This is a genomic window from Streptomyces sp. NPDC006743 (assembly GCF_040703815.1).
In the GTDB taxonomy this organism is placed as follows: domain Bacteria; phylum Actinomycetota; class Actinomycetes; order Streptomycetales; family Streptomycetaceae; genus Streptomyces.
Genome location: NZ_JBEYJA010000073.1, coordinates 1 through 26623, shown reverse-complemented (window position 1 = coordinate 26623; position 26623 = coordinate 1). Strand labels below are relative to the sequence as shown.

20 protein-coding genes, 2 tRNA genes and 1 pseudogene are annotated in these 26623 nt (G+C 74.2%); 14 read left to right on the top strand and 9 right to left on the bottom strand.

Translation table 11 applies throughout. From position 1 onward, the window contains the following. Positions 1-83: 83 nt before the first annotated feature. A pseudogene (locus tag ABZ719_RS34395) lies at positions 84-1052 on the top strand (AMP-binding protein); the annotation flags it as partial. Positions 1053-1277: 225 nt separating this feature from the next. Here ABZ719_RS34395 and ABZ719_RS34390 read toward each other — a convergent pair. Continuing rightward, a complete protein-coding gene (locus ABZ719_RS34390) occupies positions 1278-2537 on the bottom strand; it encodes an MFS transporter (RefSeq protein ID WP_366729089.1) in 1260 nt (419 codons plus the stop codon). Positions 2538-2664: 127 nt separating this feature from the next. Between ABZ719_RS34390 and ABZ719_RS34385 the strand changes: the two genes are divergently transcribed. Then, a complete protein-coding gene (locus ABZ719_RS34385) occupies positions 2665-3249 on the top strand; it encodes a TetR family transcriptional regulator (protein WP_366729088.1) in 585 nt (194 codons plus the stop codon). A 351-nt stretch (positions 3250-3600) separates the two neighbouring features. Here ABZ719_RS34385 and ABZ719_RS34380 read toward each other — a convergent pair whose 3' ends face one another. Next, positions 3601-8136 (bottom strand): PAS domain-containing protein, encoded by a 4536-nt coding sequence (locus tag ABZ719_RS34380; RefSeq protein ID WP_366729087.1) that lies wholly within the window; start codon positions 8134-8136, stop codon positions 3601-3603. A gap of 416 nt (positions 8137-8552) precedes the next feature. Then, positions 8553-9062, bottom strand: coding sequence for an SSI family serine proteinase inhibitor (locus ABZ719_RS34375; RefSeq protein WP_366729086.1), 510 nt, complete (start codon positions 9060-9062; stop codon positions 8553-8555). A 196-nt stretch (positions 9063-9258) separates the two neighbouring features. Between ABZ719_RS34375 and ABZ719_RS34370 the strand changes: the two genes are divergently transcribed. After that, positions 9259-9349 (top strand) — tRNA-Ser (locus ABZ719_RS34370). A 212-nt stretch (positions 9350-9561) separates the two neighbouring features. Next, a tRNA-Arg gene (locus ABZ719_RS34365) sits at positions 9562-9634 on the top strand. A 442-nt stretch (positions 9635-10076) separates the two neighbouring features. Here the strand turns inward: ABZ719_RS34365 and ABZ719_RS34360 are convergent. From ABZ719_RS34360 to ABZ719_RS34345, 4 genes are read right to left on the bottom strand one after another with little or no spacing between them, the layout of a single operon-like run. Then, the gene (locus ABZ719_RS34360) at positions 10077-10550 is read right to left on the bottom strand and encodes an N-acetyltransferase family protein (RefSeq protein ID WP_366729090.1); all 474 of its coding nucleotides are present in this window, start codon (positions 10548-10550) and stop codon (positions 10077-10079) included. A gap of 29 nt (positions 10551-10579) precedes the next feature. Beyond that, entirely contained in the window at positions 10580-11002 is a 423-nt protein-coding gene (locus tag ABZ719_RS34355) for an arsenate reductase ArsC (RefSeq protein WP_366729085.1), read from the bottom strand. Further along, on the bottom strand, positions 10995-12092 hold the full coding sequence (arsB, locus tag ABZ719_RS34350; RefSeq protein WP_366729084.1) for an ACR3 family arsenite efflux transporter: 1098 nt from the start codon (positions 12090-12092) through the stop codon (positions 10995-10997). The genes ABZ719_RS34355 and arsB overlap by 8 nt, the downstream gene beginning before the upstream one ends. Then, a complete protein-coding gene (locus tag ABZ719_RS34345; RefSeq protein WP_366729083.1) occupies positions 12089-12496 on the bottom strand; it encodes a metalloregulator ArsR/SmtB family transcription factor in 408 nt (135 codons plus the stop codon). Before ABZ719_RS34345 ends, arsB begins: the two co-directional genes overlap by 4 nt. A gap of 79 nt (positions 12497-12575) precedes the next feature. On the opposite strand from ABZ719_RS34345, the gene ABZ719_RS34340 reads away from it, so the two are divergent. From ABZ719_RS34340 to ABZ719_RS34300, 9 genes are all read left to right on the top strand, one after another. After that, a complete protein-coding gene (locus tag ABZ719_RS34340; RefSeq protein ID WP_366729082.1) occupies positions 12576-13061 on the top strand; it encodes an ArsI/CadI family heavy metal resistance metalloenzyme in 486 nt (161 codons plus the stop codon). Between the two features lie 327 nt (positions 13062-13388). After that, the gene (locus tag ABZ719_RS34335) at positions 13389-14339 is read left to right on the top strand and encodes a DUF2797 domain-containing protein (RefSeq protein ID WP_366729081.1); all 951 of its coding nucleotides are present in this window, start codon (positions 13389-13391) and stop codon (positions 14337-14339) included. Positions 14340-14481: 142 nt separating this feature from the next. Continuing rightward, the gene (locus tag ABZ719_RS34330) at positions 14482-15405 is read left to right on the top strand and encodes an amidohydrolase family protein (protein ID WP_366729080.1); all 924 of its coding nucleotides are present in this window, start codon (positions 14482-14484) and stop codon (positions 15403-15405) included. 111 nt (positions 15406-15516) lie between these two features. Beyond that, positions 15517-16257, top strand: a complete 741-nt coding sequence (locus ABZ719_RS34325; protein ID WP_037856424.1) for a response regulator transcription factor — start codon at positions 15517-15519, stop codon at positions 16255-16257. Then, positions 16254-17963, top strand: coding sequence for an ATP-binding protein (locus ABZ719_RS34320; RefSeq protein WP_366729079.1), 1710 nt, complete (start codon positions 16254-16256; stop codon positions 17961-17963). Before ABZ719_RS34325 ends, ABZ719_RS34320 begins: the two co-directional genes overlap by 4 nt. A 14-nt stretch (positions 17964-17977) precedes the next feature. Further along, positions 17978-19498, top strand: coding sequence for a bifunctional glycosyltransferase family 2/GtrA family protein (locus ABZ719_RS34315; protein ID WP_366729078.1), 1521 nt, complete (start codon positions 17978-17980; stop codon positions 19496-19498). Continuing rightward, positions 19495-21849 carry a glycosyltransferase family 39 protein gene (locus ABZ719_RS34310; RefSeq protein ID WP_366729077.1) on the top strand — a complete coding sequence of 785 codons (2355 nt, stop codon included), beginning with the start codon at positions 19495-19497 and terminating at the stop codon, positions 21847-21849. Before ABZ719_RS34315 ends, ABZ719_RS34310 begins: the two co-directional genes overlap by 4 nt. A gap of 170 nt (positions 21850-22019) precedes the next feature. After that, positions 22020-23657, top strand: a complete 1638-nt coding sequence (locus ABZ719_RS34305; protein WP_366729076.1) for an MFS transporter — start codon at positions 22020-22022, stop codon at positions 23655-23657. 36 nt (positions 23658-23693) lie between these two features. Beyond that, complete coding sequence (locus tag ABZ719_RS34300; protein ID WP_366729075.1) at positions 23694-24458, top strand: TetR/AcrR family transcriptional regulator; 765 nt, start codon at positions 23694-23696, stop codon at positions 24456-24458. A 10-nt stretch (positions 24459-24468) separates the two neighbouring features. On the opposite strand, the gene ABZ719_RS34295 is transcribed toward ABZ719_RS34300, so the two are convergent. Beyond that, a complete protein-coding gene (locus ABZ719_RS34295; protein ID WP_366729074.1) occupies positions 24469-24942 on the bottom strand; it encodes a PPOX class F420-dependent oxidoreductase in 474 nt (157 codons plus the stop codon). A gap of 179 nt (positions 24943-25121) precedes the next feature. Further along, entirely contained in the window at positions 25122-25475 is a 354-nt protein-coding gene (locus ABZ719_RS34290) for an STAS domain-containing protein (RefSeq protein WP_366729073.1), read from the bottom strand. Between the two features lie 247 nt (positions 25476-25722). Here ABZ719_RS34290 and ABZ719_RS34285 point away from each other — a divergent pair, with 247 nt between their 5' ends. Continuing rightward, positions 25723-26460 carry a GAF and ANTAR domain-containing protein gene (locus ABZ719_RS34285; RefSeq protein ID WP_366729072.1) on the top strand — a complete coding sequence of 246 codons (738 nt, stop codon included), beginning with the start codon at positions 25723-25725 and terminating at the stop codon, positions 26458-26460. The last annotated feature ends 163 nt before the right edge of the window (positions 26461-26623 follow it).

Sequence of the window (26623 nt, the reverse complement as noted above, 5' to 3'; positions counted from 1 at the left end):
AAGGACGAGCCGACCGAGGTCGACGACCGCGCCGACGGTGAAACCCTGTTCTGACCTGGGGTTTTTTATTTGCCCCTTTAGAACCACAGTTCCACGTCAACGCCTGGGGCCTGCCGCACGCCACCTTCATGACCGGCGTCAACATGCTGATGCCGGACCGCTTCCTGCAGCCCGCCCCGCTCGCCGAGATGATCGAGCGCGAGCGGCCGACCCATGCCGCCGCCGTCCCCACCATCTGGCAGGGCCTGCTCGGCGAGCTGACCGCCCGCCCCCGCGACGTCTCCTCCCTCACCCAGGTCACCATCGGCGGCTCGGCCTGCCCGCCCTCCCTCATGGCGGCCTTCGACCGGCTCGGCATGCGGGTCCGCCACGCCTGGGGCATGACGGAGACGTCGCCGCTGGGCACGGTCGCCCGTCCCCCGGCGTACGCGGCCGGCACGGAGGAGGAGTTCGCCTACCGCCTCACCCAGGGCCGCTTCCCGGCCGGTGTCGAGGCCCGGCTGACCGGGCCCGGCGGCGAACGCCTGCCCTGGGACGGCGAGTCGGCGGGCGAGCTGGAGGTGCGCGGCCCGTGGATCGCCGGTGCCTACTACAACGGCCCGGACGCCGAACCGCTGCGTCCTGCCGACAAGTTCAGCGAGGACGGCTGGCTGAAGACGGGTGACGTCGGCACCATCAGCCCCGACGGCTACCTCACCCTCACCGACCGTGCCAAGGACGTCATCAAGTCCGGCGGCGAGTGGATCTCCTCGGTCGACCTGGAGAACGCGCTGATGTCCCACCCGGACGTCGCCGAGGCCGCCGTCGTCGCCGTCCCCGACGACAAGTGGGGTGAGCGTCCGCTGGCCACGGTCGTCCTCAAGGAGGGCGCCACCGCCGACTTCGAGACGCTGCGCGCCTTCCTCGCCGGGGAGGGGCGGATCGCCAAGTGGCAGCTCCCGGAGCGCTGGACGGTCGTCACCGCGGTGCCGAAGACCAGCGTGGGCAAGTTCGACAAGAAGGTGCTGCGCCGGCAGTACGCGGCCGGGGAACTGGACGTGACCAGCCTCTGAGCGGCGACCGGTATCTGAGCGGCGGTGACCGGTCTCCCGGAGAGGGCCGGAAGCCCCCGGTGGACGGGGGCGTGCCGTGGCGGGGGCCGGGGCGGGGATGCTCGCGGCGGGCGGGGGTGTCGCGCGGGGGCGTCGTGGCCGGGCGTGTCGTGGCGGGGTCCGGCGCGGGGATGCTCCCGGCGGTGGGGCTCGGTACCGGGAGGCCCGCGGTGGCGGTGTGGTGCCTCAGCGGCGTACGGCCGTGGTGACCCAGCCGATCACCAGCCAGATCGCGGCCACCGCGCAGACGCCGGTCCAGCCCCAGTGGGCGAAGGCGGGGGCCGCCACGGAGGAGGCCAGCGCGGCGCCCGCGAAGCCCGAGACGACGTAGGCCGTGTTGGCGGTCGCCGGGGCGGAGGTGGTGGTCAGCGCCAGGGTCTGGTTGGCGACGTGGGAGGCGACCAGGGCCGCGTGGATGGCGACCGCGGCCACGAACAGCGCGACGAGGGTGTGCCCGCCCAGCCAGAACAGCGGCACGGACACGGCGGCCAGGAGGTACGCGTTGCGTACGACCTTGCCGGCGCCGAACCGGTCCACGAGGCCGCCCGCGAGCGGCGCCACCGCGCTCGCCGCCAGTCCGAAGAGGCCGAACAGCCCGGCGGTCGCGATCGACAGGCCGTAGGACGGGCCGGTGAGCAGCAGCGCGAGCGAGGTCCACAGCGCGCTCCACGCGCCGAACATGCCGGCCTGCCGCAGGCACGCACGCCACAGGTCGGGCGAGTGGCGCACGAGGCCCGGCAGGGCGGCGATGCCGGACAGCAGCGGTCCTGAGCCGCGCCGGCCCTCCGACGGCAGGGCGAGGGCGGTCGCCAGTCCGAGCGCCAGGGTCAGCACCGACGCGCCGACGAACACCCACCGCCAGCCGAACGCCTGGCCGGCCAGCGCGCCGATGACCCGAGCGGCGACGATGCCGGTGAACAGGCCCGCTATCACGGCGGCGACGTGCCGGGCGCGGCGGTCGACGGGGGCGCGTTCGACGACCAGCGGGACGAGGAGCTGCGGGACGACGGTCGCGGCGGAGGCGACGAACACGGCGGAGGCGAGCGCGCCGGTGCCGGGGGCCGCCGCGGCCACGAGCAGCGCGGCCGTCGTGGCCACCGACAGGACGGCCACCAGCGGGCGCCGGTTGACGCGGTCGCCGAGCGGTGCGAAGAAGAGCAGCCCGGCCGCGTACCCGAACTGCGCCACGGAGGCGATCCAGGCCACCCCCGAGGGCGCCGTACCGAAGTCGCGGGCGATGAGGGGGAGCAGCGGCGCCGCGAGGTAGATGTTGCCCGCGGTGATCGCGGTGCACAGGGCGATGAGGGCGAGGAAGGCGTTGGGGCCGAGGCCGCGGCGGGTGGCCGCGGGGAGGGGGGCGGCCTCGGGGGCACCACCCGTGGTGGCGGGCGGGGCGTCGGTCCGGGGGGTGGCGGGGGCTGGCGCTGGGGCTGGGGACGACGACATGGTGCGGGGCCTCCGAGGCGGGACGGATTCGCAACCAACTGGTTGGTTGGACTGTGGAACAGTCTGCGTCCGGGATCCATTCCCTGTCAACCAAACAGTTGGTTGCTAAGCGGGGTACGCTGGTCCCATGGCAGTCAGGGACCCCGAGGCCACCAAGGCCCGTATCTTCGACGCGGCGGTCGCCGAGTTCGCCCGGCACGGCATCGCGGGCGCCCGCATCGACCGCATCGCCGCTCAGGCCAAGGCCAACAAGCAGCTCATCTACGCCTACTACGGCAACAAGTCCGACCTGTTCACGCACGTCCTCGGCAGGTGCATGGTCGACCTCGCCGCGGCCGTGCCCATCGATCCGGACGACATCGACGGCTGGATGGACCGCCTGCTGGACTACCACGCCGCCCACCCCGAACTGCTGCGCCTGCTCTTCTGGGAGGGCGTCGAGTACGGCACCGACGAACTTCCCGACGAACGCGCGCGCCAGGAGCACTACGCCCGCAAGGTCGCCGCGCTCCGGGACGGCCAGGAGCGCGGTGTCATCACCGACGCCATGCCGGCCCGGGACCTGATGTTCCTGCTGGTCGCGCTGGCCGGCTGGGCCGCGGCCGTTCCGCAGATGCGGCGGATCCTGGTGGGCGCGGCGGACTCCGACGGGGAACACCTGCGGTCGTCGATCCGCGAGGCGGCCCGGCGGCTGACGGCGCCCAGGACGTAGAGCCGCGAACAAAAGGGGCGCCCGGCTCCCGTTTTGTTCACAGCACTCAGAGGTCCTGACAGGCGCTGCGACCGGGAAGGTCCACCGGCCCGCGACGCCGGCACGGCTCCCCAAGCTCTGCTGAGCAGGGGGTGGCCCCAGCCGCGTCGGCGGATCAGCCGAGTACGTCCAGTACGCCGGTGATGCTCCGCCTCGCGATGCTCCCCCACCGCCCGGACGGCGTGGGAGGCGCCCCCGTCACCGACCGCCGCGAGCTTCCCGGCGGACCTTCCCGGCCGCAGCGCCGACCGGGCCCCCAGGTCGCAGGGCCGGCCGCGTTCCACGGGCGGGGGCGGGTGCGTCGGCCGTGCCTCAGTTGGTTCCGATCCGGGCCAGCAGGTCCACGATCCGGGTCTGCACCTCGGTGCTCGTGGAGCGCTCCGCCAGGAACAGCACCGTCTCGCCGGAGGCCAGCCGCGGCAGGTCCGCCTGGTCGACGGCGGCCGTGTAGACGACCAGCGGGGTGCGGTTGAGCTGCCCGTTCGCCCGCAGCCAGTCGAGGATCCCGGCCCGGCGGCGGTGCACCTGCATCAGGTCCATCACCACCAGGTTCGGCCGGAACCGCCCCGCCAGCGCCACCGCGTCCGCGTCGCTCGCGGCCCGCGCCACCTGCATCCCGCGCCGTTCCAGCGTCGCGGTCAGCGCCAGCGCGATCTCCGCGTGCTCCTCGATCAGCAGGACGCGGGGCGGATGCTGCTCGCTGTCGCGCGGCGCGAGCGCCTTCAGCAGGACCGCCGGGTCGGCACCGTACGCCGCCTCCCGGGTCGCCTGCCCGAGTCCGGCCGTGACCAGCACCGGTACCTCCGCGGCGACCGCCGCCTGACGCAGCGACTGCAGCGCGGTGCGCGTGATCGGCCCGGTCAGCGGGTCCACGAACAGGGCGGCGGGGAAGGCCGCGATCTGCGCGTCGACCTCTTCGCGCGAGTGCACGATGACGGGACGGTAGCCGCGGTCGCTGAGCGCCTGCTGCGTGGTGACGTCCGGGGCCGGCCAGACGAGCAGCCGCCGCGGGTTGTCCAGCGGCTCCGGCGGCAGTTCGTCGTCCATCGGCTGCGGGCGCGGCGTGTCCGCGACCTCGACGGCACCGCCCGGTCCGTCCAGCGGTTCGGGCCCCTCGGCGGCGTTCTCGTCCGGTGCCCCTATGGCGTACGACCGTCCGGCGCCCTCGGACGCCTGCGCGAGCCGCGGCTGCCCCGCGAGGGATCCCTGGGGCTGCTGGGGCTGCTGTGGTTGCTGCGCCGGGGTGGCCGCGGGAGCAGCGGGGGCCACGGGGGTCCCGTTCGGCGAGGGCTGCGGGGCGGGCCGCTCGGGCGCCGGCGGATGCGGCCGGGCCGGCGCCTGCTCGGGGCGCTGCTGCTCCGGGCGCGCGGCGGCCGGATCCGGCGGTGTGCCGAGCTTGCGGCGGCGCCCGGAACCACCGGGGGCGTGCGGCGGCGGGGTGGCCGTCGGCTGCTGCACCTGTGCGGCCTGACGGCTGAAGGGCACGCCCTGCCCCAGCGTCCGTACGCTGATCGACCGGCCCTGGGCCGCGTGCGGGTCGACCGGCACGGCGGACTCGGCGGGCAGCGGCTGGGCCGCACGCGGCGCGGTCCCGGCGGCGGGCCCGGTGCCCGGCACCGGCGGCCGGCCGACGGGCTGCTCGGGCGGCAACGGGGTTCCGGTGGCCGGGGTGCCGTGCGGGGGCGTACCGGCGCCGGGCCGGGGCGCGGGGTGCGGGACGCCGGGGGCGGCGGCCGGGGCGTCCGGCGCGAGGGGCGCGCCCGGGGCAGCGAGGGGTGCCGCGGGGTGGACGGACGGTACGGGGCCCGTGGCACCGGCCGGCGGCAGCGGGACACCCGCGCCGGACGTGTCGTCCGTGCCGCCACCGGGCCACGGCTGCGGCGGGGCGACGGGGGCCGCGTCGGAGCCGTCCGCGGCGGAAGCGGGGGGAGCGGCGGGCGCCGGGGCGGCCTCGGCCGGGTCGGCCACCGCCCGCCGCCGCCGACCGGTCGGCGTGCTCGCGGGATGCGGCTGCGGAGGCGTGTGGTCGTCGGCCTGGTCGTGGCCCACGGCGTCGTGCCGGCCCTCGTCGGGACCGACGGCCGGGACGGCACCGGGAACAGCGATCGGACCGGCAGCCGGACCGGCACCCGCGACCGCGCCCGGACCGGCACCCGGGCCCTGGGCGGGAACAGCCGGGCCCTGGACCGGGAGTTGCGCCTGCGCCTGCTGCGGTACCTCTGCCTGCTGAGACATCTGCGGCACCTGGGGCACCTGGGGCACACGCGGCACCTGCGGGCCCTCGGGTGCGGCGGCGGGCCGGTCCGCGTCGGCCGGCGGCAGGGCGAACACCGTGCGGGGCGCCGCTTCCTGAGCGGCGGCACGCTCGGTCGCCGCCGCGAGAGCGCGCCGGCGACGGCCGGTCGGCTGAGCCGCGGCGTCACCGGCTTCCCCGGGCGCAAGCTCGGCCGGGACCGAGACAGCGGAGGCAGGAGCAGCCGGCGCCCCGGGCCCCGCAGGGCCCTCCGTGCCCGTGCCCGCGTCGGCCGGCCGGCCCGGCGCGGCGCCCGGCGCCGGGGGCGCGGCAGGCAGCGCGTGGGGCTCGCCGGTCTCGCGCCGATCCCGCTGCCCGCCGGGCACGGGCACCGGCACGGGCACGCCCTGCGGCGGCACCGTACCGCCCAGGCCCGACCCCGACGCCGCCGTACCCGCGGCATGCTCGGCCGCCGTCACCACGGCACCCTCGGCCACGTCCGGGTCCTCGGCGGGCCGGCCGCGCCGGCGCCCCGTGCCACCGGAGCCGTCCGTGCCCTGCGAGGTCCGCACCGCTTCCGGCGCCGGTTCCTCCACCGCGCGCCTGCGGCGCCGTCCGGTCGGCGTCGACCCGGTGCCGGGCTCGGCGGAGGGCTCCCCCTCGCCGTCACCGTCCAGGAACGCGTCCGTGGAGGCCCGCCGGGCACGGCGCCGCCCGCCACCGGCCGTCGCCTGCGCGGGCAGCGCGACCTCGACGGCCGTGCCGCTCCCGCCCCGCGGCCCCGGGCCCGCCGCCGGCTCCGTCTCCGCCGTGCCCGCTCCCGCGTCCGGCGCTCCCGGCGCGTCCGCCGTGCCCGGTGCACCCGTGGTGGCCGCCGGGCCGGCCGGGCCCAGGGCGGCGGTGTGCGGGGCGGCCGGTTCCAGGGTGCCGGGAAGGCCCATGGCCATGGCCCCCGCACCGTCCCCGATCGGCACCTCCAGGACGTACGCGCTGCCGCTCATCCCGGGCACCTGGTGCGTCTGCAGCACACCTCCGTGGGCCCGGACGATCCCGCGCACGATCGGCTCGTGCACCGGGTCCCCCCCGGCGTAGGGCCCGCGCACCTCGATCCGTACGACCGCGCCGCGCTGCGCCGCCGCGACCACGACGGTGTTGTCCATGTAACCGGTCGTCGAGACGGGCGCGTTGCCGGTCGCGTCCACGCCCGCGACGTCCGCGACGAGGTGCGCGAGCGCGGTGGCGAGGCGCTGCGGGTCGACCTCCGCCTCGATGGGCGGCGCGTGCACCGCGAACTGCACCCGGCCGGGGCCGACGAGGTCCACGGCGCCGTCGACACCGGCGGCGACGACGGCGTCGAGCATCACCTTCGTCCGGGTGATCTGCTCGCTGCCGATGTCCAGGCGCTGGTAGCCGAGGACGTTGTCGATGAGAGTGGTGATGCGCGAGTAGCCGGCGGACAGGTGGTGCAGGACCTGGTTCGCCTCGGGCCACAGCTGCCCGGCGTCGTCGGCGGCCAGGGCCGCCAGCTCGCGGCGCAGTTCGTCGAGGGGGCCGCGCAGGGAGCCGCCGAGCAGGGTCAGCAGCTGCTCGTGGCGGGCAGCGAGCGCCTCGTAGCGGTCCTTCTCGCGCTCGCCCAGGGCCGCGTACCGGTCCTCGCCGGCGGCCAGTTCCTCCGCGTGCCGCTCGGTCAGCTCGTCGATCTCGGCCGCGTGCCGCCGGCGCAGCGCCTCGAGCGCGGCGGCGTGCTCCTCGGCGAGCCGCTCCCGCTCCTCGGCGTGCCGCCGCCCGGCGGCGTCCATCTCCTCGGCGAGCGCGTCGTAGGGGCGGCGGTCGGTGAAGGTCATCACGGCGCCGACCAGCTGGTCGCCGTCCCGGACGGGCGCGGTGGTCAGGTCGACGGGCAGCTTGTCGCCCGCCTTGGACCACACCACCTGGCCGCGCACCCGGTGCTTGCGCCCGGAGCGCAGCGTGTCGGCGAGCGGGGACTCCTCGTACGGGAACGGCGAGCCGTCGGCGCGGGAGTGCAGGACGAGGGTGTGCAGTTCCCGGCCGCCGAGTTCACCGGCGCGGTAACCGAGGATCTGGGCGGCGGCGGGGTTGACGAGCACGATCCGCCCGTCGGTGTCGGTACCGACGACACCTTCGGACGCGGCCCGCAGGATCATCTCGGTCTGCCGCTGCGAACGGGCGAGTTCGGCCTCGGTGTCCACCGTGCCGGCCAGGTCGCGGACGACCAGCATCAGCAGTTCGTCACTGGTGTATCCGGAGCCGTCGTAGGCCTGCTGGCCGTTCTGCAGGTTCGCGCTCGTGACCTCGACCGGGAACTCGGTCCCGTCGGTGCGCCGCGCGGTCATCCGGGTCGGCTTGGTCCGCGCGCGCGGGTCGATGTGGTCCGGACGGCGCATGGAGCCGGGGATGAGCTTGGAGTCGAACTGCGGCAGCAGGTCGAGCAGCCCGCGCCCCACCAGGGCGGTGCCCGGTGTCTCGAAGGCCTCCAGCGCGATGGTGTTGGCGTTCACGACGGTGCCGTTGGCGTTGACCAGCAGCAGCGCGTCGGGCAGCGCGTCGAGTATGGCAGCGAGGCGAGCAGCGCCTCGGGATGGCCTGCTGCTCACGAGACGCTTCCTCCCTGTTACCGCACCTTGCCCACCGCGGGGGCCATCTTGCCAACCGGCCCGCAGCGTGTCACGCGAGCGAGTCTAAGCGCTGAGGTTGCGCTCGCGACGCCGGATGCCAGGGAGGTCGCACGGGGAAGTGACGTCGAACCTGTGACCGTACGGTTCCGCTTCGCACGACCTCCGCACGACCTTTACGGAGTCCCGAACTCCCCTTTACGACCTCCGGAGGCCGCGGGACCGCGCCCTCCGGATCGCCGGGAACCACGCCCTCCGGATCTCCGGGGAGCAGGCCCCGGGGCGGCGGGGCCCCGGCCCCCGGACGCCGGGGACTGCGGCACGGCGAGGCCGGCCCCTACGACGCCGGACGCTCGCCCGCCCGCCCCCGGTACTTCAGGGGCCGTACCCGCCGTACGTCAGGGACCGAGGTCGGGCAGCACCGGCACGAGCCGGTTCCACCGCTCGATCGCGCAGCCGTCGCGGCGGTCGTACGCCGTGTCGACCGGGCGTCCCGCCCACGTCCCGGTGACGCGGGCGGTGGCCGGGCCGCCGTACTGCAAGGTGCACGTGCTGCCGTCCGGCACGGGCGCGAAGGTGTCCCGGCCCCAGCGCGTGTTCCGCTCCAGCGCCCGGCAGGCGCCGCGCACGTGCGGGTGGCTGCCGCCGCCGGGGTGGCAGTACAGCTCGTACGTCCCGTCCCTGCCGTCACCCGCGTGCCGCACGGTGACGGTGAGGTGATCGCCGGCCCGGTCCTCGTCGCGCACGGGCGGGGGCGCGCCGGCCGAGGCGGCGGCGGGCACGGCGGACAGGACCGCGAAGGCGAGAGCGGCCGTGACGGTGACGACGGAGGCGGAGCCGCCGAGGGGGAAGCGTCGCGGTGAGCGCTGTCGGGAGCGCCCCGGGGAAGAAGAGCTGACCTGCACCATGCCCGGACTAACGCGCCGCCCGCCAGGACGTTGCGCCCCGGCCGCCTCGCGCACCCCCCGGCCGTGGCGGCACCCCGGCAAGCACTTTGCCCTCGGCCCCGACTGCCTAGTACCGTGGGGGGCGATTGGTGACACCCCGCTCGTCTGTGTCATCATCTGCACGCACCGATCGCGCGCTCGCGTGAGCGGTTGTGCTGGAGGCGTCGCCTAGTCCGGTCTATGGCGCCGCACTGCTAATGCGGTTTGGGCCTTAAAGCCCATCGAGGGTTCAAATCCCTCCGCCTCCGCGCAAGAGCACCGAAGCCCCGGTCCGATGGACCGGGGCTTCGTCGTTCCCGCGGCCGCCCCCTGTGCCCTCCGCTCTCCCTCTGACGGCGTTTGCCCAGGTCACAACGGGTGGGGGGAATGGATTTCACATGACGGCGGCAGTCATGTAATGTTCTTCCTGTCGCCGCGAGCGGGCCGAAAGGGCCGGGAGCGAAGACAGAAAACAGAACAAGCACTCGTAGCTTAACGGATAGAGCATCTGACTACGGATCAGAAGGTTGCAGGTTCGAATCCTGCCGAGTGCACACAGGTCGAAGGCCCCGGAGTGATCCGGGGCCTTCGACGTTTCAGGGCGTACAGCAGCGAAGTACAGCAACCGCATCAACCGCTGCCACCCATCGCGGTGGACCTTCAGGGCCGCCAGGAGGGAGCTGCACGTGTGCCGGGTGTTCCGCAGCGGATGACCCGGAGCCCGGCGCGGCGAGCCCTCGTAGGAGACGTACGTCAGGGGGGCGCTGCGGGTCCGTAGGTGGCGTGCGCGGGGAGCTCCCGTCCCGTCGCCGTCGGCCCAGGCGGAGCCGAGCAGACGCGGCCCATGGGGTCCAGGTCGTTCGTACAGTGGCGCGCTCCACCTGGACGCCATGGACCACGCCCGCTCCACGGTGTGTGGGTCGGCGGCGGACGGGATGGGAGCTGGGGAAGGTGGTGGGTCATGTCGCTGGGAAGGGCCGGGCCGGGGATGCTGAGCTAGCCGATGGCAGGATTGCGCCGTTCGACCAGGACGACGTCACGCCACACCCCGTGATGCTGACCGATGCGCCGGCGCGTGCCGATGATGCGGAAACCCGCCTTTTGGTGCAGCGCTAGGCTGCTCGCGTTTTCTGGGAAGATGCCCGACTGGATCGTCCAGATGCCCATTGCCTCGGTCGACTCGATGAGAGCGCGGAGCAGAGCCGAACCGACTCGCCGCCCGCGAGCGGCGGGGTGGACGTACACCGAGTGCTCGACGACGCCGGCATAGACGCATCGGTCGGACACCGGCACTGCGGCGACCCAGCCCAGGACCTTTCCGGCCTGGTCGATGGCGACGTGCCGGTGGTCGGGCAGCTTGCTCGCGTCGAACTGTTCCCAGATGGGTGCGGTGGTTTCGAAGGTGGCGTTCCCCTCGTCGATGCCGAGTTGGTAGATCGTCAGGACCTCTTCGGCGTGCGCAGGCGTCATGGACACCACACGGACTCCGGTCGGGGTGCTCACGGCTGTGCCGCCGGGGTGATCTCGTCGATGAGGCCGCGGATGCGCTTTTCGATCTCGTCGCGGATGGGGCGGACGGCGTCGACTCCCTGTCCGGCCGGGTCGGGGAACTGCCAGTCGAGGTAGCGCTTGCCGGGGAAGACGGGGCAGGTGTCGCCGCAGCCCATGGTGATGACCACGTCGCAGGCCTGGACGGCTTCGACGGTGAGCACCTTGGGGACCTCGGCCGAGATGTCGATTCCGGCCTCTGCCATGGCTTGGACGACGGCGGGGTTGACGGTCTCTGCCGGGGCGGAGCCGGCGGAGCGGACCTGCACGCGGTCGCCCGCGAGGTGGGTGAGGAAGGCGGCGGCCATCTGTGAACGTCCGGCGTTGTGGACGCAGACGAACAGCACGGACGGCAGTGCGGCTGTGTCAGGCATGAGCGGGATCTTCCTGCGGCGCGGGGACGGCGGGAGCGGTGAAGTAGCGGCGGGCGTAGAGCGCGACGTAGACGAGCCCGATCAGCACCGGCACTTCGATGAGGGGGCCGACGACGCCCGCGAGGGCCTGACCGGAGGAGGCACCGAAGGTGGCGATGGCGACGGCGATGGCCAGCTCGAAGTTGTTCCCCGCAGCGGTGAAGGCCAGCGTGGTCGTGCGCGGGTAGTCCAGGCCCACAGCGCGGCCCAGGGCCATGGACCCGGCCCACATGACCGCGAAGTACACCAGCAGCGGCACGGCGATGCGGGCGACGTCGAGAGGCTGTGAGGTGATGGCGTCGCCCTGCAGGGCGAAGAGGATGACGATGGTGAACAGCAGTCCGTACAGGGCGAACGGGCCGATGCGCGGGATCAGCGTGGATTCGTACCAGGCCCGTCCCTTGGTCCTCTCGCCGATGCGGCGGGTGAGGAAGCCGGCCGCGAGCGGGATGCCGAGGAAGATGAGCACGCTGCGGGCGATCTCCCACACCGACACGTCAAGGCCGGTTTGTTCCAGGCCCAGCCAGCCGGGCAGGACGGAGAGGTAGAACCAGCCCAGCGCCGAGAAGGCGATCACCTGGAACACGGAGTTCAGGGCGACCAGGACGGCGGCGGCCTCGCGATGGCCGCAGGCGAGGTCGTTCCAGATGATGACCATGGCGATGCAGCGGGCCAGGCCTACGATGATCAGTCCGGTGCGGTAGGCGGGCAGGTCCGGCAGGAGCAGCCAGGCCAAGGCGAACATGAGCGCCGGACCGATGACCCAGTTGAGCAGCAGCGAGGGCAGCAGCAGACGCCGGTCGCGGGTGACGGTGTCCAGGCGGTCGTAGCGGACCTTGGCCAGCACCGGGTACATCATCACCAGCAGGCCCAGGGCGATCGGCAGGGACACCCCGGTCACGGTCACCTTGGACAGCGCGTCGCCCAGGCTCGGGACCAGGCGGCCAAGGCCGAGCCCGACGGCCATTGCGGCGAGGATCCAGACGGCGAGGTAGCGGTCGACGAACGAGAGCCGTCCCGCGATGTCCCTCTCAACGGCGGCAGTGCTCACGAGGCAGCTCCGGCCGACGCGGCGTGGTCGGGCAGCGGCTCGCCCGCAGGGCGGGTCAGGATGGCCGCGAGCCGATCGGTCATCTCCGGCACCAGCCAGTAGTAGACCCACGTGCCGCGCCGCTCGCAGTCGATCAGACCGGCCTGCCGCAGCAGCTTGAGATGATGCGAGATCGTCGGTTGGGACAGGCCGAAGTCAGGCGTCAGGTCGCACACGCAGACCTCGCCGCCCGCCCGCGAGGCGATCAACGACAGCAGGCGCAGCCGCACCGGGTCACCCAGCGCCTTGAACACCTTCGCCAGTTCCACGGCCTGGTCCTCATCCAGAGGCGCCGTCAGCAGCCCCGGGCAGCAGGCGCCGGCCCCATCGTCCCGGCCCAGCACTACAAGCTCTTGCTTCGACATGCTTCTATGTTGACAGTCTTCGATCCAGGGCGCAATCTTGCATCGACAAACATCAATGCAACTGGATGGGAGTCGTGCCATGTCCCGTGCTCAGCTCGCCCTGCGTGTCAGCGACCTGGAAGCCTCGATCACCTTCTACTCGAAGCTGTTCGGCACCGAACCGGCCAAGCGGCGCGAGGGCTACGCCAACTTCGCCAGCACCGAGCCACCGCTCAAACTCGTCCTGATCGAGGGCGAGCCCGGCGAGGAAACCCGCCTGGACCACCTGGGCGTCGAGGTCGAGTCCACCGAACAGGTCAACGCCGCCACCGGTCGACTGAAGGGCGCCGGCCTGGCCACCTTCGAGGAGAACGACACCTCCTGCTGCTACGCCCTTCAGGACAAGGTCTGGGTCCACGGCCCCGGCCGGGAGTCCTGGGAGGTCTACGTCGTGAAGGCCGACGCCGACACCCTGGGCAAGAGCGCCGACCCGAACGCCCACGGCGACAGCTGCTGCACCGGCCAGGCCACCGAGGAAGCACCAGCGGCAGCCGGGTGTGCTTGCGGTCAGGGAGACCCTCGATAGGGCGCAAGGCGTACCGCGTATGAGGCGACAGAAGCGGGTGCAGTACAGCAACGGAGTACAGCAACCACAGCAACGGCGGGCGCAGAGGATCGCGGGGACACGGTGCCTGGCCGGGGGCCTCGCAAGGGATTCGGGGGGCGGCGGTGCCCCGCCGGGGGCAGCGGCGGTGCGGGCCGCGAGGCGGTTCGTGGCGGGGGGCCGTGCCGCGAGGCGGGCGGTACGACGGTGCCGGTGCCCGCACGGGGGGCGGCGGCCGGCCGCCGGGGTGAGGGCACGGCACCGGGCGCGGCCGGCCGTTGTCAGTGGTGGCTCGTACGCTCGTGGGTGATGGATCGGGTGTGGACGTGCTCGGGGCTGCGGTGGTCGGCGGACGGCCCCGTGCTGGCCTGGAAGGGCGGGCGTTCGAGCGCGCTGCCGTGGGGGAAGCGGGTGGCCTTCGAGGTCGCGGAAGGGGGAGTGCGGACCTGCGTGGGGGCGCGGGGACACGCGTGTCCGGTACGGGCCGCCGTGCCGGGGCGGAGCAGGGGGGCGCGGTGCGAGCAGTGCGCGCGGCTGGACCGGGCGCACTCCGTGGCCGCCGACACGATCGCGGACGATCCCCGGCCGTACCACGTGTACCTGGCGTGGTTCGGGCCCGGCATGACCAAGGTCGGGATCACCGCGGTCGAGCGCGGACCGGCGCGGCTGCTCGAACAGGGGGCGATCTGCTTCAGCTGGCTGGGCACCGGACCGCTCATGGCGGCCCGCCGGACCGAGGAAGTGCTGCGCGCCGCGCTCGGGGTCCCGGACCGGATCCCCTATGCGGCGAAGCGGGCCGTGCGGTCCGCGCTGCCTTCGGGCGCGGCGGAACGGGCGGCCGAGATCAGGGAGTTGCACGGGCGGACCGGTGCGCTCCCGGGCTGGCCGGAGTCGCTGGAACGGATGCCGTTCGCACCGGTGGATCACGTCGGCGTGTTCGGGCTCGACGGGAGGGCCTTCGGCCTCGGCACCCCCGGCGGGCGGGTGCCCGGCGCCGTCGCAGAGGTGAGCGAGCTGGTCGCGGGCGGGGTGGTGAGCGGTGCCCTGGTCGCCGCCGCCGGGCCGGACCTGCACCTGGCGGCGGTGGGCGGGGTCGTCGTCCTCGACACGCGGCTGATGACCGGCTGGGAGCTGCGTCCGGTCGCGGGCGGCGCGGACGGCGAGCGCGGCGGGGGCGTCGGGGAGGACCGGCTCACCGTGCCGGTGCGGCGCCCGGCGCCGGGGAGCGGAGCGGCAGGGGTACAGGACGGCCTGTTCTGAGTCCGGGCGGTGACCGGACGGTCTCCGCCGCGGCCCGGAGCCGGGGCGCGGGGCTGCCCGGTCACCGCCTCGCCCCGTCCCGGCGGGGGAACCGGGCGCCGGGGGGTGGACGCAAGGCGCCCGCGGGGTGATCGTGGGCTGCATGAACGATCAGTCACGGCCCGCGTCCGCCACCGCCCCGGCGACGGCCGAGGAGGCGGCCGAAGTGCGGCGGTTCCTGGAGCGGAACGGGCTGCCCGGGCTCGTCGACGTGCACACGCACTTCATGCCCGAGCGGGTGCTGCGCAAGGTCTGGGACTACTTCGACGGGCTGGGTCCGCTCACCGGCGGCCTGGAGTGGCCCATCACCTACCGCGAGGAGGAGCACCACCGCGTCGCGCGGCTGCGGGAGTTCGGCGTGCGGGCCTTCACCGCCATGCTCTACCCGCACAAGCCCGGCATGGCCGAGTGGCTGAACGGCTGGGCGGCCGGCTTCGCCCGCCGGACGCCCGACTGCCTGCACACCTCGACGCTCTTCCCGGAGGACGGTGTGCACGCCTACGTCAGGGAGGCCGTCGAGGCGGGCGCGCGGGTCTTCAAGGCGCACGTCCAGGTCGGGGCGTACGACCCCGCCGGCGAACTCCTCGACCCGGCCTGGGGCCTGCTGGCCGAGGCGGGCGTCCCCGTGGTGATCCACTGCGGGTCGGGACCCGCGCCCGGCAGGCACACCGGGCCCGGTCCGGTCGGCCGCGTGCTCGCCCGGCACCCCCGCCTGCGGCTGGTCGTCGCGCACCTGGGCATGCCGGAGTACGAGGACTTCCTCGGCCTCGCCGAGCGGTACGCCGAGGTGCGGCTGGACACGACCATGGCGTTCACCGGCTTCAGCGAGGGCTTCGCCCCGTTCCCCCGCCGTGCCCTGCCCCGGCTGGCCGCCCTCGGCGACCGGGTCCTGCTCGGCTCGGACTTCCCCAACATCCCCTACCCCTACGTCGAGCAGCTGCACGCCCTGGAGCGCCTCGGCCTGGGCGCCGGCTGGCTGCGGGCAGTCTGCCACGACAACGGAGCACGCCTCTTCGGCCTGGAGTGACACCGCCGCGGGCGCCGTCCGGGCCTTCCCTGAGCGTCGCCTGTGCGTTTCTCAGGGAAAACACAGACACGCGAAAGCGTGTTCTCAGAGGGGGTCGCCAGGGTGGCCGTCATGACCACGACTTCGCCCCAGGGGCGCACCGAACTGCTGAGGCCGGACGGTAGCCCCGTCCGGGTGCTGGTGGTGGACGACGAGCTGTCGATCACCGAGCTGCTGTCCATGGCCCTGCGCTACGAGGGCTGGCAGATCCGCAGTGCGGGGGACGGGGTCGGTGCCCTGCAGACCGCGCGCGACTTCCGGCCCGACGCCGTCGTCCTCGACATGATGCTGCCCGACATGGACGGGCTCACCGTCCTGGGGCGGCTGCGCCGCGACCTGCCCGACGTGCCCGTCCTCTTCCTGACCGCCAAGGACGCCGTCGAGGACCGCATCGCCGGGCTCACCGCCGGCGGGGACGACTACGTGACCAAGCCGTTCAGCCTGGAGGAGGTCGTCGCGCGGCTGCGCGGGCTGATCCGCCGCTCGGGCGCCACCGACCGGCGTTCGGAGTCCGTCCTCGTCGTCGGTGACCTCACCCTCGACGAGGACAGCCACGAGGTCTCGCGCGGCGGGGACGACATCCACCTCACCGCCACCGAGTTCGAGCTGCTGCGCTTCCTGATGCGCAACCCGCGGCGAGTGCTGAGCAAGGCGCAGATCCTGGACCGCGTGTGGTCGTACGACTTCGGCGGGCAGGCCAACGTCGTCGAGCTGTACATCTCCTACCTGCGCCGCAAGATCGACGCGGGCCGCGAGCCGATGATCCACACCCGGCGCGGTGCCGGGTACCTGATCAAGCCCGCGGTGTCGTGAGCGGACGACGACGGCCGCGTGCGCGCGGGCGCGGAGGGCAACCGCGCACCCTGCGGACGCGGCTCGTCGTCGCGTCCGTGGTCCTGATCGCCGTGGTCTGCGCGGTGATCGCCACGGTGACGACCCTGGCGCTGCGCTCCCATCTGTACGAGCAGCTGGACGGACAGCTCGACGAGGTCGCCGCACGGGCGACCGGCGTGTTCCACCCGCCGGGCCGGCCGGGCACGTCCTGGGACCCCGGGCGGCAGGGCCGCGAGCCGGTCCCCAAGGACATCAGCCTCACCGACTTCGTCAAGGGCCCGCAGCCGGGCGGCACCGTCGTCGCGAAGATCGCGGACGGCTCCCTCACCGAGGGCGTGGTCGGCGACAAGACCAAGGACGACGCCGGTGTCCCGCAGGTGCGGGCCAAGTCCCTCACCGCGGCCCAGCGCGACGCGCTCGCGTCCGTCTCCCGGGACCGGAGCAGGCACACCGCCGCCCTCCCCGGCCTCGGCGACTACCGCGTCGCCTACGCCACCGGCCCCAACGGCACCTTCTACGTGGCCATACCGACGCGCGAGGTCGACAACACCGTCAGCACCCTCGTCCTCGTCGAGATCAGCGTCACCGTCGCCGGTCTCGTCGCGGCCTCGCTGGCCGGTGCCGCCATCGTCGGGGTCGCCCTGCGCCCGCTGCGCCGGGTCGCCGCCACCGCCACCCGGGTCTCCGAACTCCCCCTGCACGCGGGCGAGGTGAACCTCAGCGAACGCGTACCGGGAGCGGAGACCGACGCGCGCACCGAGGTCGGCCAGGTGGGCCTGGCCCTCAACCGCATGCTCGACCACATCCACGGCGCGCTGCACGCACGCCAGCAGAGCGAGACGCGGGTACGGCAGTTCGTCGCGGACGCCAGTCACGAACTGCGCACTCCGCTCGCCTCGATCCGCGGGTACGCCGAACTCACCCGCCGGGGCCGGGAGCGGATCGGTCCGGACACCCGGCACGCCCTGGACCGCATCGAGTCCGAGGCCGGCCGGATGACGCTGCTGGTGGAGGACCTGCTGCTGCTCGCCCGGCTGGACGCCGGCCGGCCGCTGCAGTTCGAGCAGACCGATCTCGTACCGCTGGTCGTGGACACCGTCAGCGACGCGCGGGCGGCCGGGCGGGACCACGAGTGGCGCCTCGACCTGCCCGACGAACCGGCCCCGGTCTCCGCGGACGCGGCACGGCTCCAGCAGGTCCTGGTCAACCTGCTGGCCAACGCCCGCACGCACACACCGCCCGGGACCACCGTGACCGCGCGGGTGCGGCGGCACGGCCCGTGGCTATGCGTGGACGTGGAGGACGACGGGCAGGGCATCCCGCCGCGGTTGCTGCCGCACGTCTTCGAGCGGTTCGCGCGCGGAGACTCCGCGCGCACGCGCGCCACCGGCTCGACCGGACTCGGGCTGGCCATCGTGCAGGCCGTGGCCGCCGCGCACGGCGGCACCGTCACCGTGGACAGCGCGCCCGGCCGGACCGTCTTCACGGTGCACCTGCCCGCCCACCGGCCGGCCGCCGTGGCACGGCCGGCCGCCGCGCTCCCCCGGCCCCAGGGCCGGCCGCAGTCCCCTTCGTCACCCCGGCCGCCGTCCTGCCCGCCCTCCTCCGCCGGCCGCGAGCCCGCTCCGGGCGCGTACTCACAGGCACAGCACAGTGTCACCACACCGGTGCGACAGGGGGGTTGAGAAGAGTCGCCGCCATGCGAACCGACTCTTCTCCCGGTACCCTCCCGGCTCGGGAGCACCTCCCCGCCACGGACGCCGGTACGCCTGTCCTGGACGTAGTGATCCCCGTCTACAACGAGGAGAAGGACCTCCGGCCCTGTGTGCTCCGCCTGCACGAGCACCTCACCCGCACCTTCCCGTACGCCTTCCGCATCACCGTCGCCGACAACGCCTCCACCGACAGCACCCCGCGGGTGGCGGCGGGGCTGGCCGCGGAACTGGCCGGGGTCAGCAGCGTCCGGCTCGGACAGAAGGGCCGCGGCCGCGCGCTGCGGGCCGTGTGGTCGGCCTCCGAGGCGCCGGTCCTCGCCTACATGGACGTGGACCTGTCCACCGACCTCAACGCGCTGCTGCCGCTGGTGGCGCCGCTGATCTCGGGCCACTCGGACCTGGCCATCGGCTCGCGGCTCGCCCGCAGTTCACGGGTGGTGCGCGGCGCCAAGCGCGAGTTCATCTCCCGCTCGTACAACCTGATCCTGCGCGGCTCGCTCCAGGCCCGCTTCTCCGACGCGCAGTGCGGTTTCAAGGCGATCCGCCGCGACGTGGCCCAGGTGCTGCTGCCGCTGGTGGAGGACACCGGGTGGTTCTTCGACACCGAGATGCTCGTGCTCGCCGAACGGGCCGGCCTGCGCATCCACGAGGTGCCGGTCGACTGGGTCGACGACCCCGATTCCACGGTGCACATCGTCAGGACGGCGACCGAGGACCTGAAGGGCGTGTGGCGGGTCGGCAAGGCCCTTGCCACCGGTTCGCTGCCGCTGGACCGGCTCACCAGGCCCTTCGGGGACGACCCGCGCGACCGCGACATCCAGGACGTGCCCGGGGGACTGGCCCGGCAGCTGGTCGGGTTCTGTGTCGTCGGAGTCCTGTCCACCCTCTTCTACCTGCTGCTCTACAGCCTCTTCCGGCAGTTCGCCGGCTCCCAGACCGCCAACGCGCTCGCCCTGCTGGTCTCGGCGGTCGCCAACACCGCGGCCAACCGGCGGCTGACGTTCGGCGTGCGCGGGCCGGGCGGGGCGGTGCGCCACCAGGCGCAGGGCCTGGTCGTCTTCGCCATCGGTCTCGCGCTGACCAGCGGCTCCCTGGCCGCGCTGAACGCGGCCACCAGCTCGCCCGCGCACTCCACCGAGCTGGCGGTCCTGGTGGCGGCCAACCTCGCGGCGACCGTCCTGCGCTTCCTGCTCTTCCGCGCCTGGGTGTTCCCCGACCGGCGCGACGCGCCCGCGCACACGCCCGCCGGCGCGCCGGCCCCCGTGCCCGCCGGTACGCCCGCCGGCGCGGCCGCCGACCCGGCCGTGCGGCTGCTCCCGGCGCCCGCGCACCCGGACCCGCGACGGGCACCGCATCCCGCGGCGCTGCCGCAACCACCGCTCCCGCAGCGGCACCCGCAAGCACACGCGCCATCGCACCCCGACCCGCAACCGCAGCCGTACGCGCATCCGCACGCGGGGGCGCACCCGGCCTCGTACGACACCGACCCGAAGGACCCCCGATGACCACCGAACACGACCGCGGCAGCCGGCAGGCGGGCACGGGACCGTCCTCCTGGGGTCCGCCCCCGACCGCACCGCCCACCGGTTCACCCACCGAGCCCGCGACCGCGCCCCCGGGCACGCTCCCGGCAGCGCCCCCGGCCGCCACCCCGCCCGGCGCCCTCGCGACGGCCGGGTCCCCCGCCCCGCCGGCCGGCACCGACGGCAGCGCACCCGGCGCCGGGCCGCGGCAGCCCTTCGCGCGCCGCCTGTGGCGGGGCAGGCCGCAGGACCCGCGCTGGGCCCGCCCCGCCCTGCTCGCCCTGCTGCTCGCCACCGCCCTGCTCTACCTCTACGACCTGAGCGCGTCCGGGTACGCCAACTCCTTCTACTCGGCGGCCGTGCAGGCGGGCAGCGCCTCCTGGAAGGCGTTCTTCTTCGGTTCGCTGGACGCGGGCAACGCCATCACCGTGGACAAGCCGCCCGCCGCGCTGTGGCCGATGGCGCTGTCGGTGCGGCTGTTCGGGCTCGGTTCGTGGGCGATCCTCGTCCCCGAGGTGCTGATGGGCGTGGGCACGGTCGCCGTGGTCCACGCCGCCGTGCGCCGCCGGTCCGGCCCCGCGGCCGGACTGATCGCGGGCGCGGTGCTCGCGCTCACCCCGGTGGCGGCGCTGATGTTCCGTTTCAACAACCCGGACGCGCTGCTCGCGCTGCTCATGGCGCTCACCGTGCACTTCGTGGTCCGCGCCCTGGAGGACGGGCGCACCAAGTGGCTGGTCTGGGCGGGCGTCGCCGTCGGCTTCGCCTTCCTGACCAAGACGCTCCAGGCCTTCCTGATCCTGCCCCCGCTGGCTGTCGTCTACGGGCTCTGCGCGCCCGTGGCGCTGCGCAGGCGGCTGGCGCAGCTCGCGCTCGCGACGGCGGCGATCGTCGTCTCCGGCGGCTGGTGGGTGGCGATCGTGGAGCTGTGGCCCGCCTCCTCCCGGCCCTACATCGGCGGCTCGCAGAACAACAGCTTCCTGGAGCTGACCTTCGGCTACAACGGCCTCGGCCGGATCAACGGGGACGAGACCGGCAGCGTCGGCGGCGGTGGCGGACCGGGCGGGGGCCGGGGAGGCCAGTGGGGCGAGACCGGCTGGGACCGGCTGTTCAACTCCGAGATCGGCGGCCAGATCTCCTGGCTGCTGCCGGCCGCGCTGATCCTGCTGCTCGCCGGTCTCGTCCTGGCGGGCCGGGCCCGGCGCACCGACCTCACCCGAGGCGCCTTCCTGGCCTGGGGCGGCTCGCTGCTGACGACCGCGGCCGTCTTCAGTTACATGGCGGGCATCTTCCACCAGTACTACACGGTCGCCCTCGCGCCCTACATCGCCGCCGTGACGGGCATGGGAGTGACCGCCCTGTGGCGGGAGCGGTCCAGGCTCTGGGTGCGGATCGCCCTGGCGGCGGCCGTCACGGCGACCGCCGCGTGGGGGTACGTCCTGCTCCACCGCACGCCCTCCTACCTGCCCTGGCTCAGGTGGCTGGTCCTGGTCGGCGGCCTGGCCGCGGCCCTCGGCCTGGTCTTCGTGTCCCGGATCGGCAGGCGGCCGGCCGTCGCCGTGGCGGCCGCGGGCGTGCTGGCCTGCCTCGCCGGTCCGACGGCGTACACGCTGAGCACGGTGGACTCGGCGCACACCGGTTCCATCCCGACCGCCGGCCCGGCGGGCGCGGGCATGCGGGGCTTCGGCGGCCGGGGCGGCGGCCCCGGCGGCGGTGGCGGCATGCGCGGCGGCTTCGGCGGCGGCATGCCGGGGCAGAACCAGCAGAACGGCCAGGGCGGCCAGAACCAGCAGAACGGCAACGGGAACGGCAACGGCTTCCCGGGCGGCGGTACCGGCGGTTTCCCCGGCGGAGGCGGCATGCCCGGCCAGAACGGCCAGAACGGCCAGAACGGCCAGAACGGCAACGGCTTCCCCGGTGGCGCCCTGACGGGCGAAGGCCGGCGTGCGGGTGGCGGCATGGGCGGCCTGCTCGACGGGGCGCAGGTCTCCTCGGCGGCCAGGGAACTGCTGGAGAAGAACGCCTCCACGTACACCTGGGCCGCCGCGTCCATCGGCTCGCAGAACGCCGCCAGCTACCAACTGGCCACCGGTGACCCGGTGATGGCGATCGGCGGCTTCAACGGCACCGACCCGTCCCCGACCCTGGCCCAGTTCCAGCGGTACGTGACCGAGGGCAGGATCCACTACTTCATCGCCGGTGGCGGCATGGGCGGGGGCAGGGGCGGCAGCGGCACCGCCTCCCGGATCACCTCGTGGGTCGAGAAGAACTTCAAGAAGGTCACGGCCGGTTCGGCCACCTTCTACGACCTGACCCAGCGGACCAGCACCGGCTGACGTCCGTCCGGAGCGCCGCGGGAGTGCCCGGAGCGCTCCGCCGGAGAGCGACCCGCGGGTGAGTACGAGGAGGGCAGGGGCGGTGGCCGGAGAGCGGCCGCCGCCCCTGTCGGCGTACCCGGCCGGAATGTGCTTGTACAGCGTATGGGAACAGTTCTACGCTGTATGGCATGACAACCGCCTCCCCGGCTCACCCCGGGTCCCCGGCCCGGCCGCAGCCCGAGGGTCACCCCCAGCGCTGGCTGATCCTGGGCGTCATCTGTCTCGCGCAGCTCACCGTGCTGCTCGACAACACCGTGCTGAACGTGGCGATCCCCTCGCTCACCCGCGAACTGCACGCGGCGACCTCCGACATCCAGTGGATGATCAACGCGTACTCGCTCGTGCAGTCGGGACTGCTGCTGACGGCGGGCAGCGCCGCCGACCGCTACGGCCGCAAGAAGATGCTGATCGCCGGTCTGGCCCTGTTCGGCATCGGCTCGCTGGCCGCCGGGCTCGCCCACTCCACCGCTCAGCTGATCGCCGCCCGCGCGGGCATGGGCGTCGGCGGCGCGCTGCTGCTGACCACCACGCTCGCCGTCGTGATGCAGATCTTCACGCCCGACGAGCACCCCAAGGCCATCGGCATCTGGAGCGCGGTCAGCGCCCTGGGCTTCGCCACCGGCCCGCTGATCGGCGGGTTCATGCTCGACCACTTCTGGTGGGGTGCGATCTTCCTGGTCAACCTGCCGGTCGCGGTGCTGGCCCTGGCCGCGGTCGTCGCCCTCGTCCCGGAGTCCAGGAGCCCGCGGGGCGACCGTCCCGACCTGCCCGGCGCGCTGCTGTCCACGGTCGGCATGGCCGCGCTGGTCTACGCGATCATCTCCGGCCCGGCGCACGGCTGGACGTCGGCGCGGGTGCTGGTGACCGCGGCCGTGGCGGTCGTGGTGCTGGCCGCCTTCGCGCTCTACGAGAGCCGGATCCCGTACCCCATGCTCGACATGCACTTCTTCCGCGACCGCCGCTTCACGGGGGCGGTCTCGGGGGCGGTGCTGATCGCCTTCGGCATGGGCGGGTCGCTGTTCCTGCTCACCCAGCACCTGCAGTTCGTGCTCGGCTACGGCCCGCTGGAGGCCGGCCTGCGCACCGCGCCCCTCGCCCTCACGGTCGTGGTCCTCAACTTCTCGGGCCTCGCGGCCAAGGCCACGGTGAAGCTCGGGACGCCGGTGTCGATCCTGCTCGGCATGGTGCTGCTCTCCGGCGGCCTGGTGTCGATCGCCACCCTCGCCGGGCACGGGTACGCCGGGACGCTCCTGGGTCTGCTGCTGATCGGCGCCGGCACCGCCGTCGCCGGTCCGGCCATGGCGCACGCCATCATGAGCGCGATCCCGCCGGCCAGGGCGGGGGTCGGCGCGGGGGTCAACGGCACGCTGGCGGAGTTCGGCAACGGGCTGGGCGTGGCCGTGCTGGGGGCGGTGCTCACCTCGCGCTTCGCGGCGCTGGTCCCGGTGGCCGCGACCTCCCTGCCCGCGGCGCTGGCCTCGGCGCGCGGTCCGGCCGAGAGGGACCGGATCCTGGACGCCTACTCGTCGGGGCTGTCGGCCAGCCAGCTGGTCGGGGCGGTCGCGGTGCTGCTCGGCGGCCTGCTGGCCGCGGCGTTGCTGCGCCGGGCCCAGCGGGCAGACTCGCAGGTGGCGGCCGCCCCGGCCGGCGGACCGGGGCCCGGGACCGGCGCGACCGCGCCGCAGGACGGGACGGCCGGGGCGCCGGAGCCCGCCGGGAACACCGGGGACACCGGGCCCGTCGGGGAGGTCAGGGACACGCTCTAGCATGACCGGCGTCGGGAAGACGGAGGAAGGTGCGCCATGGTGAAGGCAGCGGGGGCCAAGGGCGCGGCCCGGACCAGTGTCTGGCTGGCGGGCAAGGAACGCCGGGGCGGACGCGGGGGCGGGCAGCCGTCCGGTCTCGACCGGGACCGGATCACCGAGGCCACGGTGCGGCTGCTGGACGCGGAGGGGCTGGCCAGGTTCTCCATGCGCCGGCTCGCCGCCGAGCTGAACGTCACCGCGATGTCCGTGTACTGGTACGTCGACACCAAGGACGACCTCCTCGAACTCGCCCTCGACGCCGCCTACGCCGGATTCCCGCTGCCCGAGCCGGACGCGGACACCGACTGGCGCGAGGAGCTGCGCGGGCTCGCCGCCGCCTACCGCGCCCAGCTGGTGCGCCATCCCTGGCTGTCCCCGCTGGCCGGCCGCTACCTCAACATCGGTCCGAACCACCTGGCCTTCTCGCAGACGGTGCAGCGCGTCGTCCGCCGCGCGGGCCTGCCCGCGCACCGGGTGACGAGCGCCATCTCGGCCGTCTTCCAGTTCGTCTACGGCTACGGCACGATCGAGGGCCAGTTCCTGTCCCGGATCGCGGACAGCGGCCTGAGCCCGGACGACTACTACGGGCAGGCGATGCGCTCGGCGCTGGAGCACGAGCCGGCCGCCGACTTCCTCCGGCAGTCCAAGGAGATCATGGACGCCCGCGGCGGTGCCACGGTCGCCGAGATGCTCGACCGCGACTTCACCTTCGCCCTGGACCTGCTGATCGCGGGCATCGAGGCCATGGTCGCCCGGGGCTGAGCGCGGCCCGCTACCGCTCCCCGGGCGCCAGGCGCGCCGGGAACCCGCCGGTGGCGACCGGCCCCCACCGTTGCGGTGTGACGCGGATGATCGACTTCCCCTGGTCGAGCATCGCCTGCCGGTACTCGTCCCAGTCGGGGTGCTCGCCGGCGATGTTGCGGTAGTACTCCACGAGCGGTTCCACGGAGTCCGGGACGTCGAGGACCTCGGCCGTGCCGTCGATCTGCACCCACGGCCCGTTCCACTCGTCGCTGAGCACGACGAGGCTCACCCGCGGGTCCCGCCTGGCGTTGCGGGTCTTGGCCCGCTCCGGGTAGGTGGAGACGACGATCCGCCCCGAGTCGTCCACCCCGCAGGTCAGCGGGGAGGCCTGCGGGCCGCCGTCGGTGCGCCGGGTCAGCAGCAGGGCGCGGTGGCGGGGGCGTACGAAGTCCAGGAGGTCCTCGCGCGATACGCGGGTGTTGGTCGCGATGCTGGGTGCCATACGGGCAGCCTAGGCGCCGCGGGAGGCCGGCGGCGCCAGGGCGGGTGTCCCCGTCGTGCCTACCACCGGCCGGATCACCCGGCCCCCGCCCGCGCCCCGTCCTGCCCCGCGTCACCCGGCCCGGCCTCACTCCGCCCGGCCTCACGCCGTACGGCCTCACCCGCACGGCGTCGCCCCGCTCACAGCCGCAGCGCCTGCTCGGCGTCGTCGTACACGGGCACGTCCCGGCGCACGCCGGTCACCTCCAGGACCCGGCTGGGGATGCCGTAGGGGCGGGCCGCCACCCGGAGCCGGACGCGCGGGGACAGCCGGCCCCGTACGTCGAGCACGAGACGGGCGCCCTGGGAGTCCATGAAGTCGGTGTGCGTGAGGTCCAGGACCAGCAGGCGCAGCCGTGCGGCGCGGGCGGCCGCGAAGGAGAGCACCCGGGCGCACAGCGCGGGGGCGTTGGACAGGTCGATCTCCGGCGGCAGGACGAGCAGCGCGCGGGCAGGCGTGTCACGCACCCGGCACGGGCTCGGGAAGTGGGTCATGGCACTCACCTGCAAGTAGGCAGACATCCGTCCGGTCCGGGCCGGTCCGCGAGGCGGACGCCGGGCGGGGCCGCTTCCTGACCCTCGCCCTCCATTCCACCACCGCCGCGCGCCCGTTCCCAGAGTCCGTGGCCGGGCATCCCCAGGCGTAGGACACCTGGAAGGACGAGATAAGGTTCTGTTCGTCCTGTGCTCGCAGTCGGGAATGTGCTGCGGAGCTCTCCTGCGCATGGCCGTGGTGCCGTGCATGCCGAAGAGGTTCGTGGTGCCTGCGTCCGACTTTTCTGATTTGCCCCTTTTTCCGGGGAGTCTCGAGCTGCCCGAAGCCCTGACGGTGGCGGCTCAGCGACTGCACGACACGGACAGCCCGCACGACACCATGCGCGCCGCCGTACGGCTCGCCGTGCACCTGCTGCCGGGCGCCGAGCACGCGGACATCGCGGTGACCGAGCGCGGCGGAGTGCGCCGGACCGTCGCCTGGAGCGACGACGTCGTACGCGAGGCCGGCGCCCCGCACGGCGACGGCCGCGAGCCCGCCCCGGAGCCGGCGCCCTACTGGGACGGGCTGTGGCACGCGCCGGTGGTGCGGGTGACCGACAGCGAGACCGAGGACGGCTGCGCGGCCCTGGCCGGCGCGGGTCTGCGCTCGGCGCTCGCGCTGCGGCTGCGCGCCGAGAAGCGGCGGCTGACCGTGCTCACCGCCTACTCCGGGAAGCCGCGCGCCTTCGACGAGGCGGCGACCCGCGTGGGCCGGCTGTTCACCGCGCACGTGAGCCTGGCCCTGGACTCGGCGACCGTGCGCGAGCAGCTCACCGAGGCCATGCGCACCCGCGACCTGATCGGCCAGGCCACCGGCATCCTCATGGAGCGCCTGGACATCGACGCGGCGGAGGCCTTCGACAGCCTCGTGCGCGCCTCGCAGCGGGAGAACGTCAAGCTGCGCGACCTGGCCCGCCGCATCGTCGACACGAAGAACGCCACGTGAGGACGGGCGGCGGGCGCGGACCGCGGGACGCCGGCGGCCGTCAGACCGCGGGCAGCGACTCGCCCTGCACGGCCTGGATGTCGAGTTCGACCTTCAGGGTGGTGCCGATGGCGGCGATGCCCGCCTGGAGGACCTGGTTGTAGTTCATCGCGAAGTCCTCGCG